Raw genomic sequence first — 10,446 nt, 5'->3', positions numbered from 1 at the left:
ATGGCTATGCTAGCATCTGGGGTGAATGTAAATTGCCTCACCTAATGATGATACAAAATCAAAGTTAGCAAAACAGCTAGCAAAATTAAGAGCCGACACATGAGATATAGCTTAACGCGCCTGCTAGCAGGTTCCATCCTCGCCGCCGCCGTCACTTCAGCCTGGGCGGCCGAGCCGGCAGACGACAGCGCCCCCATCCGTTTTGAAATTTCACGCTTCGAAGTCAAGGGCAATACCCTGCTGCCGCAGCAGCAGATCGATGCCTTGCTGGCCCAGTACACCGGCACCGGGCGCGACTTCGGCGACGTGCAGCGGGCGCTGGAGGCGCTGGAAGCGGTCTACCATGCGCGCGGCTACAACATCGTCTCCATCGAACTGCCCGAGCAGGAGCTCAATCGCGGCGTGGTGGTGTTGAAGGTAGTGGAAACCAAAATCGGCCGCGTCAGCGTCAAGAACAACCAGTATTTCGACGAGGCCAATATCCGCCGCAGCCTGCCGGCGCTGCAGGAAGGCCGCACGCCGGATCTGGCGGCGGTGTCGCGCAACCTGAAGCAGGGCAACGAGAATCCGTCCAAGGAAGTCACGATGAAGCTGCAAAGTGGCGAAAAGGACGATGAGGTCGATGCCGTGCTGGACGTCAAGGATCAGTCGCCGTGGAAGGTCATGGCCAACGCCGACAACACCGGCACCGAGCAGACCGGCAAGACCCACCTGGGCTTCATCCTGCAAAACGCCAATCTGTTCGGCCGCGACCACCTGGCGTCGCTGCAGTACACCACTTCGGCCGAGGAGCCTGGCCGGGTCAAGGTGTACGGCGCCGGCTATCATATCCCGCTGTACGCGCTGGGCGATTCGCTGGACTTCTTCGCCAGCTATTCCAACGTCGACTCCGGCACCGTGTCGGCCGGCGCCTTCAACCTGGCCGTCAGCGGCAAGGGCGCCGTGTACGGCGCGCGCTACAACCAGAACCTGGCCAAGCGCGGCGAACTGGAGCAGCACCTGACCTACGGCGTCGATTACAAGGCGTTCAAGAACAACGTTGAATTGCTGGATGTGCAGAGCGGCAGTTCGCAGCTGGGCAATGACGTGACGGTGCATCCGCTCAGCGTCAGCTACCAGGCCAGCCTGCCGATCAAGGCGGGCGAGATCAGCGGGCAGCTTACGCTGGCGCACAACATCTCCGGCGGTTCCAAGGGCGATCAGGCGTCGTTTACGCTGGCCCGCGCCGGCTCCAAGGCCGACTACACCGTGCTGCGCTTCGGCGGCAGCATCACCCGCGCGCTGGCCGGCGACTGGCAATTGCGCGCAATCGCCAACGGCCAGCTGACCAGCGACGCACTGATCCCCGGCGAGCAGTTCGGTGCCGGCGGCGCCACCTCGGTGCGCGGCTTCGCCGAGCGCGAGATTTCCAACGACTCCGGCCTCGGCGTCAACCTCGAAGGCTACACGCCCAACCTGTGCAGCCGCGCCGGCTGGAATTGCCGCCTGCTGGCCTTCTACGATACCGCCTATGCCAAGCGCAATCACGCGCTGGCCAGCGAACTGGAAAGCACCACCATCGCCAGTACCGGCGTCGGTGCGCGCTTCGTGCTGTCCACTTACGCCAACCTGCAGCTCGATTACGGCCATGTGGTCCGTGCCGGCGCCACCACGCGCGCCGACGCCAATCGCTTGCACCTGAGATTGGGGCTGGCTTACTGAGCCTGATGAAGATCATGAAAAAAAATATCCGAAGCGGCCGCGCAGCGCAGGCTTACTCCTCCATCCCTTTGCGCCGCAAAATACTGGCGGTGATGGTCGCCGCGGCGTTCGGCGCCGCGCAAGCCAATCCCGTGTCGCCGACGGTTGTGCACGGCATGGCCACCTTCAACCAGCAGGGCAGCCTGTACTCGATCACCAATACGCCGAATGCCATCATCGACTGGCGCAGCTTCTCGATCAATGCCGGCGAAATCACCCGCTTCATCCAGCAAAGCGCCGACAGCAAGGTGCTGAACCGGATCACCGGCCAGGACCCGACGCAGATCCTCGGCTCGCTGCAGTCGAACGGCAAGGTGTTCCTGATTAATCCGAACGGCGTGATGTTCGGCGCCGGCTCGCGCGTCGACGTCAACGGCCTGGTGGCGTCCAGCCTGGCGATCTCGAACGCCGACTTCCTGTCCGGCAAGAACAACTTCACCGACGTCGCCAACGCGGGCAAGGTCAGCAACGCCGGCACCATCACCACGCCGACCGGCGGCCAGATCTTCCTGGTCGCGCCGGCGGTGGAAAACAGCGGCATCATTTCGTCGGCCAACGGCGACGTGGTGCTGGCGGCCGGCCACAGCGTGCAGCTGTTCGACTCGAAGGATCCGAACGTGCAGGTGGTGGTGTCGTCGCCGTCGGACCAGGCGGTCAACCTGGGCCAGATCGTGGCGCAGGGCGGCCGGGTCGGCGTGTACGGCGCGCTGGTGAGCCAGCGCGGCGCCATCAACGCCAACAGCGCGGTGCGCGGCGAGAATGGCCGGATCGTGTTGAAATCGAGCGGCACCACGATGGTCGAAGCGGGCAGCACGACCACGGCGGTGGGCAGCAACCTGAACACCGGCGGCGACATCCAGCTGCTGGGTGACAAGGTCGGCTTGACCGGCAACGCGGTGGTCGACGCCAGTGGCGCGGCCGGCGGCGGCACGGTGCTGGTCGGCGGCGACTACCAGGGCAAGAACGCGGCCGTGCAGAACGCGCAGCAGACGTTTGTCGGCAAGGATGTCGTCATCAGCGCCGACGCCACGGGCAGCGGCAACGGCGGCAAGCTGGTGGTGTGGAGCCAGGACGCGACGCGCATGTACGGCATGCTGTCGGCACGCGGCGGCGCCCTGGGCGGCGACGGCGGTGCGATCGAAACCTCGGGCCACTACCTCGATGTGGCGGGCGCTCGCGTCAATGCCTCCGCCGCGCGGGGCCGCACCGGCAGCTGGCTGCTCGATCCGTATGATATTGAGATCACCGGGGTTCCCGGCGCCGCGTTGAATACGGTGGCCACCTTCGGTACGCCAACGACCGGCGTGACGACGATCGCCGCCGATGATATTACCATCGCCTCGGCCAACGTCACGCTGCAGGCGCAGCACGATATTACGTTCTCGTCGGCCATCCAGAACCTTAATTCCGGCGTCAGCCTGACGGCGCAGGCCGGCAACGACATCAAGGTCAACAACTCCTTGTGGATGACCGGCGACATTACGCTGAAGGCCAACGACAACAGCGGCGGCTACGCCAGCGGCATGGGCGGCGTTACGATCGCCAACGTCGGCGGTGCGGACGGCGCGGTGCAGACCGGCGGCCACAAGCTGACGCTGAGCGGCAGCTACGTCACCGTCAATGGCGGCATCCAGCTGGGCATCGGCGATTTCGACGCCCGCGCCGAAGCGGCGGATGGCTACATCACCGTGGGCCAATACGGCTCGATTCATACCACGTACAACGGCAGCAATGCGCCGTTGATTTCCTTCACGGCCGACAACATCAATCTCAACAGCGCGGCCGGCACCATCGGCACGACCAACAGCGACGGTTTTGCATCGGTGTCGTTTGCGCCGTACACCGTCAGCCGCGCCATCACCCTCGGCGCCAAGACCGCAGGCACGTTGGGCTTGAGCCAGGCTGATTTCGACACGGTATCGGCCGGCAGCGTGGTCGTCGGCCACAGCGGAGCCGCCAACATCAACAGCGGCGGCGCGTTGAGCTTCAACACGGTGAACAACGTGCTGCTTGAAAGCGGCGCGGACATCAATCTGAATCACGCGCTGAGCCTGGGTACCGGACGCACCGGCGTGCTGCAGGCCAGCGTGGACGGCAGCGGAACGCTGACCCTGGGTTCCGGCGCGGCGCTGAGCACCGACACCGGCGGCGGCTCGGTGCAATTGACCGCGGACAAGATGAGCCTGGGCGGCAGCGTGGCGTCGTCGGTCATCAAGCTCGACACCTACACCAGCGACAAGAACATCAACCTCGGCGTTAGTGCCGCCGACTCGTCCACTGTGCTGGGCCTGACCGATACGGAATTGAAAACGCTGCACGGCGCGCATCTGAGCATCGGCACGGCCAGCGGCTACACCGGCTCGGACGTCGTCACCGGCGCCCTCAACCTGGCGGGCAGCACCACCGGCAGCACCGACCTGACGCTGGGCGGCGGGGCGGTCACGGTGCAAAGCGGCCTGACCGCGCTGAACGGGTTGAACCTGGTCAGCACCGGCGGCACCGTGTCCGGCAGCGGCGCGGTTACCGCCAACGATCTGTATGCGAGCGCGGGGACGGTCACGCTGACCGGCGCCAATGCGGCCAGCCTGATTCATGGCAATAGTTCCATCGGCGACTTCAGCTACACGTCGGCCGGCGCCATGACCCTCGGGAACATCAGCGGCGCCACCGGCATCGTCTTGTCAGCCGGCGGCAACATCACGCAGAACACAGCTTATGACATGCTCAACACTCCTGGGCTCAGCGTCAGCACGTCGGGCGCGGCAACGCTGAACAACGCCAGCAACCAGATCAGCGCGCTGTCCGCCACGAATATCGGCACGCTGAGCGTGACAAGCGTGAATCCGATGACGCTGGGCTGGCGCGGCACCGGCATCAGCCAGTCGTCAGGCAGCGGCTACCTGCAGTTCAACAGCAGTGCGACCTTGGGCAGCGGGATCACGTTGAGCGGCAATGATATTCGCTTCCGCGGTGGCAAGGTCAATTTGGCCGCAGGTACCGTCAATGGCACGGGCACCGCGCCGACGGTGAGTTTCGAATCGGGGCAGGGCGTCAATGTCGGCGCGGGCGCGGATATCATCGACACCAGCGCCATGTCGGTCAGCGACAACACGCTCAAGGCAATTCACAATGCCGATGTCAGCATCGGCAGCATGAGCGGCCAGGTGGTGGTGACCGGCGCTGTGGACCTGAGCACGTCGGCCAGCTACGCCCAAAACGTCGAATTGTGGTCCAAGCGTTCGACCAGTTCGGTGACGGTCAATGCCGCCATCAAAGTGGCGGGCGAGCTGGATCTGAACGGGCCGGCGGTCAGCATCAGCGCCACCGGCACCGCGATGGCCGATGTGGCCTCGATCGGCGCCAACAGCCTGAGTCTGCTGGGCGATGTCACGTCCAACACCGCCAGCATTGCGCCGTTTGACCACAACTACAAGATCCTGGTCGGCGGCACGGGTTGCTCGGCGGGCAGCTTTGCCGGCTGCCTGGAAATCACCAAGCTGTATCACATGGTCACGCCGACGTTGGGCCTCGGCGACAAGGGCGCGACGGATAACGTCGGCGATATCACGGTGCAAAGCCTGGTCGCGGGCGGCACCGGTGTCGATTCGCTCAACGCGCTCACCACGCGCGTAGGCTTGCTCAGCTACGGTGGCGACATCACGCAGACCGGCTCGATCAGCGTGAGCGAGTTGGGCGTGGCTACCAACGGCAATATCAACCTGACCAATGCCGGCAACGCGGTGGATAACATCGCCATGTGGCAGACCGGGGCCGGCAAGACCATTCAATTCACGGATAGCCGCAGCGTGGCGATCAGCCGCTTGACGGGCGGCGACGTCAGCGGCGCTACGCTGTATGACATCAGTGGTGTGCAAAGCGACGGTGACGTGACGCTGACTGTGGCGGGCAATATCAGTACCGCCACGGGGGCGATGCAAGGGGCCATCATCGCCAATACGCTGACCATGGACGCCACCCAAGGTATCGGTACCGAATCCACCGCGCTGAAGACCAATGTGTCGGCGCTGTACGCCACCAACACCGCCGGTGGCCACAGTACCGCCGACATCAATATCGCCAACGCCAACAACACTGCCCATGACGCCAATTACATGACGGTGTACAAGGCGCTGCAGGTCGACAGCGGCGGCGCCAATGACGGCGATGTCCGGATCGAAAACTGGGGCGGCTTGAAGATCGCCGCGGCTCCGTCGCCAGCCCCGTCGCCGGCGCCGGCCTATGGCGTAGTGACGGGCAGCGGCAGCATTACGCTGCAGACGCACAGTCCTCTGGTCATCGATGGCAACGTCAGTACGGCGTCCGGCAATATTTCGCTGGCTGCGGGTACCAGCTATGATCCTAGTAACCAGATCACCATCGGCAGCGGCGCCACCGTGGCGTCGACCAGCGGCACCATCTCGGTGACGGCGGCCAGCTACACGGTCACCGCAGGCGGCAGCGTTGCCGACGTCCATGGCCCGGTAACGCAGGCGACGACTGTCCAGCAGCCGCCGACACCGACTCCTGCGCCGACACCAACTCCGACGCCGACACCGACTCCGACTCCGACACCGACCCCAACGCCGACACCGACGCCAGTGCCGACTCCGGTACCAACGCCAGTGCCGACTCCGGTGCCGACGCCGACGCCAGTGCCGACTCCGGTGCCGACGCCAGTGCCGACGCCGACGCCGACGCCAGTGCCGACGCCGACTCCAGTGCCGACGCCAGTGCCGACGCCAGTGCCGACGCCAACGCCGGCCCCGACGCCAGTACCTACGCCAACTCCAACGCCGCCACCATCGGCCGATATCTGCACGATCGCGCCGAATTCGGCGTTGTGCCAGGTGTTGTCGCCGCCGACGGCCAGCGAGCCGGTGAAGCCGGTGCAGCAAGCGTCGAACGAAGTCATCAAGACGGTGACGACGTCGCCGCCTAAGACCGACCTCGATCAGCTGGCATTCCTGGATAATACGAAGAAAACCACGACCACATCCAGCGGTGGCGCCACCACGGGCGGCACGACCACCTCGACCACGCCTGACGACACCAAGTCCGACAAAACAGCTGACAAGGCTGCGGACAAGACCGACACCAAAGAAGTTGCATCCAATGACAAGAGCGGAACCAAAAATGAACCTGCTAAAAAAATGTACTGTAATTAAAGCGCTGATGCTGCTGGCGCTGTGTGGCGTCGTCAGCGTCAGCTGGGCCGCGCAGGTCGCCGGCACCATCGTGCAACTGAGCGGGCCGCTGCTGGCCAAGAAGGCCGACGGCGTCGTGCGCATCCTGTCGATGCGCTCGGAGGTCGAGAGTGGCGACACGCTGGTGACGGAGAAGAACACCTACGCCATGGTGAAATTCATCGACAACAGCGAAATCACGCTCAAGCCGTCGACCACCTTCAAGGTGGAAAACTTCAGCTACGACGCCGGCAAGCCTGACGGCGACAACGCGTCGTTCAATCTGGTCAAGGGCGGCCTGCGTTCGGTGACCGGCCTGCTGGGCAAGCGCAACAAGGAAAAGTTCGCGATGAAGACGCCGAGCGCCACCATCGGTATTCGCGGCACCACCTTCATCGCCGAGTGGGTCGAGCCGTCGGAGCAGGCTGTCGCCGCGCGCGAAGCCTACCTGATGGCCAGTACCGCCGCGCTGGGCGACGCCTACCCGGTGCAGCCGCTGATGCTGGCACAGGCCAATATCCCGCTGCCGAGGGCGGTGGCCCCGGTCTCCGGGCCCGTCCTGCCGCCTGGCCTGTACGTGCAGGTGATCGATGGGCTGATCAACGTGAGCAACAAGGGCGGCGCCCAGAACTTCGCCGCCGGCCAGTTCGGCTATACTCCGACCCCGATCCAGGCGCCGGTCATCGTGCCGAAGAATCCGGGCCTGCAATTCACGCTGCCGCCGGCATTTAGCGCGCCGCCGCCGGTCTCCGGCTCGAGCTCGGCGCCCAAGTCCAACGCCGTCGATTGCGAAGTACGCTAATCCCGTCGTCGCCATACCAGGAAGGCCAGGTTTGATACCTGGCTTTTTTATTTGCAAAAACGCTTGACCTTCCAATCATGGGATACTTGATGCTGGCAACATACGGATAGCAACGGGCGTCATCATGAATCAGCAAGCGATCAAAATTGAAGGCATGAGCTGTGCCTCCTGCGTCGGCAGGGTGGAGCGGGCGCTGGCGGCGGTGCCGGGCGTGGACACGGCCAGCGTCAACTTGGCGACCGAGATGGCGCGCGTCGAATCGGCGCAGCCGGTGGATCTGGCTGTGCTGGTGCAGGCGATCGACAAGGCCGGCTACCAGGGTATTCCGGTTGTGCCGGACGCCGTGGCCAACGCGCCGGCGTCGGCGCATGCGCGTGGCCTGCCCGGACCGCGCGACGGCTATGCCGTCCTGCTGGCGGCGCTGCTGTCTCTGCCGCTGGTGCTGCCGATGCTGATGGAACTGGCCGGCGTGCACTGGATGCTGGATGGCCGCATCCAATTCCTGCTGGCGACGCCGGTACAGTTCTGGCTTGGCGCGCGTTTCTATCGCGCCGGCTGGCTGGCCGTGCGCGCCCGCAGCGGCAATATGGATTTGCTGGTCGCGCTGGGCACCAGCGCCGCCTATGGCCTGAGCGTCTATCAACTGCTGGCAGGGCGCGGCGCCATGCCGCATCTGTACTTTGAGGCGTCGGCCGTGGTCATCACGCTGGTCTTGCTGGGCAAATGGCTGGAGGCCCGGGCCAAGCGGCAGACCGCATCGGCGATCCGCGCCTTGCAGGTGTTGCGTCCGGAATCGGCCCGGGTGCGGCGCGGCACGCAGGATATCGATGTGCCGATCGCCGCGGTGCGCGTCGGCGACATGGTGGTGGTGCGTCCCGGCGAGCGGGTGGCGGTTGACGGCGTGGTGATGGAGGGCGCCAGCCACGTGGACGAGGCATTGATCACCGGCGAGAGCCTGCCGGTGGCGCGTCACGGCGGCGACCACGTCACCGGCGGCGCCATCAACGGCGAAGGGCTGTTGTTGGTGCGCGTGACGGCGGTCGGCGCAGAGAGCACGCTGGCACGCATCATCCGGCTGGTGGAAGACGCGCAGGCCGCCAAGGCCCCGGTGCAGCATCTGGTGGACCGCGTCAGCGCGGTGTTCGTGCCGGTGGTGCTGGTGCTGGCGGCGTCGACGCTGGCCGGCTGGTGGCTGTTCAGCGGCGACATGGAGCTCGCCATCATCAACGCGGTGGCGGTGCTGGTGATCGCCTGCCCATGCGCGCTGGGACTGGCCACGCCGGCCGCCATCATGGCCGGCACCGGCGTGGCGGCGCGTTACGGCATCCTGATCAAGGATGCGGAGGCGCTGGAGCTGGCGCATCGCATTACCACGGTGGCTTTCGATAAAACCGGCACGCTCACCGAAGGCAAGCCGTCGTTGGCGGCGTTGGAGCCCGTGCCGGGCGTGGCCTCGGCACGCCTGCTGCAACTGGCCGCCGCCATACAGCGCGGCAGCGAGCATGCGCTGGCCCGCGCCGTGGTGGACGCCGCCGCAAAGGACGCCGACTCCATCCCCTTGTCCGCATCCGATGTCGCTGCCTTGCCCGGCCGAGGCATCGCGGCCTCCGTTGACGGCAGGCGCATGGTGCTGGGCAGCACGCGCCTGATGCAGGAGCGGGGCATCGACATGTCCGCGCTGGAGGCACGCGCGGGGGAATTGGAGCGGAGGGGGCATACCATCTCCTGGCTGGCCGACGTGGACGACAAACAGCTGTCAGGCCTGCTCGCCTTTGGCGACCGCGTCAAGCCGCAGGCCCGCGCGGCCGTGCAGGCGCTGCACGCGCTGAACATCCACACCGTCCTGTTCACCGGCGACAACCAGGGCAGCGCCGACGCCGTCGGCAAGGAACTCGGCATCGAGCGCGTGACCGCCAACATGCTGCCGGCGGACAAAGCCGCCGCCATCGCCGCGCTGAAGCACGAGCATGCATGCATCGCCATGGTCGGCGACGGCATCAACGACGCGCCGGCGCTGGCGGCGGCCGATGTCGGCATCGCCATGTCCAGCGGCACCGACGTCGCCATGCACGCCGCCGGCATCACGCTGATGCGCGGCGATCCGGCGCTGGTGGCCGCCGCCATCTCGATCTCGCGCCGCAGCTACAGCAAGATCCGCCAGAACCTGTTCTGGGCCTTCATCTACAACCTGGTGGGCATACCGCTGGCGGCCTTCGGCCTGCTCAACCCGATGGTGGCCGGCGCCGCGATGGCGCTCAGCTCCGTCAGCGTCATCAGCAATGCGCTGCTGCTGCGCCGCTGGACACCGGAACACGCGAAAGGACAACCATGAATATCGGACAAGCGGCAACGGCCACCGGCATCACGGCCAAGATGATCCGCTACTACGAGAGCATCAACCTGATTCCGCCGGGCCGGCGCAGCGATTCCGGCTACCGCATCTACGGCGACAACGACCTGCATGCGCTGCGCTTCGTCAAGCGCGCCCGCACGCTGGGCTTTTCGCTGGAGCAGATCCGTGAGTTGTTGTCGCTGTGGGAGAACAAGGAGCGCGCCAGCGCCGACGTCAAGACCATCGCCATGGGCCACGTGGCGCAGCTCAATCAGCGCATCGCCGAGCTGACCGAAATGCGCGACACGCTGCAAACCCTGGCCAGCTGCTGCCACGGCGACAACCGGCCCGACTGCCCGATCCTCCAATCGCTCGCCGATTAAACCCGG

5 protein-coding genes are annotated in these 10,446 nt (G+C 65.5%); all 5 read left to right on the top strand.

The window, feature by feature from the left end; translation table 11 throughout:
- Positions 1–99: 99 nt before the first annotated feature.
- Positions 100–1,701 (top strand): ShlB/FhaC/HecB family hemolysin secretion/activation protein, encoded by a 1,602-nt coding sequence (locus ACCD07_RS01255; protein ID WP_413446271.1) that lies wholly within the window; start codon positions 100–102, stop codon positions 1,699–1,701.
- A gap of 14 nt (positions 1,702–1,715) precedes the next feature.
- A complete protein-coding gene (locus ACCD07_RS01250; protein WP_413446270.1) occupies positions 1,716–6,905 on the top strand; it encodes a beta strand repeat-containing protein in 5,190 nt (1,729 codons plus the stop codon).
- Complete coding sequence (locus tag ACCD07_RS01245) at positions 6,874–7,725, top strand: FecR domain-containing protein (protein ID WP_413446269.1); 852 nt, start codon at positions 6,874–6,876, stop codon at positions 7,723–7,725. Before ACCD07_RS01250 ends, ACCD07_RS01245 begins: the two co-directional genes overlap by 32 nt.
- Before the next feature lie 124 nt (positions 7,726–7,849).
- Positions 7,850–10,057: a heavy metal translocating P-type ATPase gene (locus ACCD07_RS01240; RefSeq protein ID WP_413446268.1), complete on the top strand. Its 2,208-nt coding sequence runs from the start codon at positions 7,850–7,852 to the stop codon at positions 10,055–10,057.
- Positions 10,054–10,440 (top strand): Cu(I)-responsive transcriptional regulator, encoded by a 387-nt coding sequence (gene cueR / locus ACCD07_RS01235; RefSeq protein WP_413446267.1) that lies wholly within the window; start codon positions 10,054–10,056, stop codon positions 10,438–10,440. The genes ACCD07_RS01240 and cueR overlap by 4 nt, the downstream gene beginning before the upstream one ends.
- Positions 10,441–10,446 lie beyond the last annotated feature (6 nt).

Origin of the sequence: Duganella sp. Dugasp56, assembly GCF_047304105.1 — a bacterium.
GTDB lineage: Bacteria > Pseudomonadota > Gammaproteobacteria > Burkholderiales > Burkholderiaceae_D > Rugamonas > Rugamonas hordei.
The sequence above is the reverse complement of the archived record's forward strand: the minus strand, read 5'-3'. Positions and strand labels throughout refer to the sequence as shown.

What these genes read in the sequence shown, in the direction of transcription:
- cueR (WP_413446267.1), top strand. Translation starts at nt 10,054, where the DNA reads ATGAATATCGGACAAGCGGCAACGGCCACCGGCATCACGGCCAAGATG.
- ACCD07_RS01255 (WP_413446271.1), top strand. Translation starts at nt 100, where the DNA reads ATGAGATATAGCTTAACGCGCCTGCTAGCAGGTTCCATCCTCGCCGCC.
- ACCD07_RS01245 (WP_413446269.1), top strand. Translation starts at nt 6,874, where the DNA reads ATGAACCTGCTAAAAAAATGTACTGTAATTAAAGCGCTGATGCTGCTG.
- ACCD07_RS01240 (WP_413446268.1), top strand. Translation starts at nt 7,850, where the DNA reads ATGAATCAGCAAGCGATCAAAATTGAAGGCATGAGCTGTGCCTCCTGC.
- ACCD07_RS01250 (WP_413446270.1), top strand. Translation starts at nt 1,716, where the DNA reads ATGAAAAAAAATATCCGAAGCGGCCGCGCAGCGCAGGCTTACTCCTCC.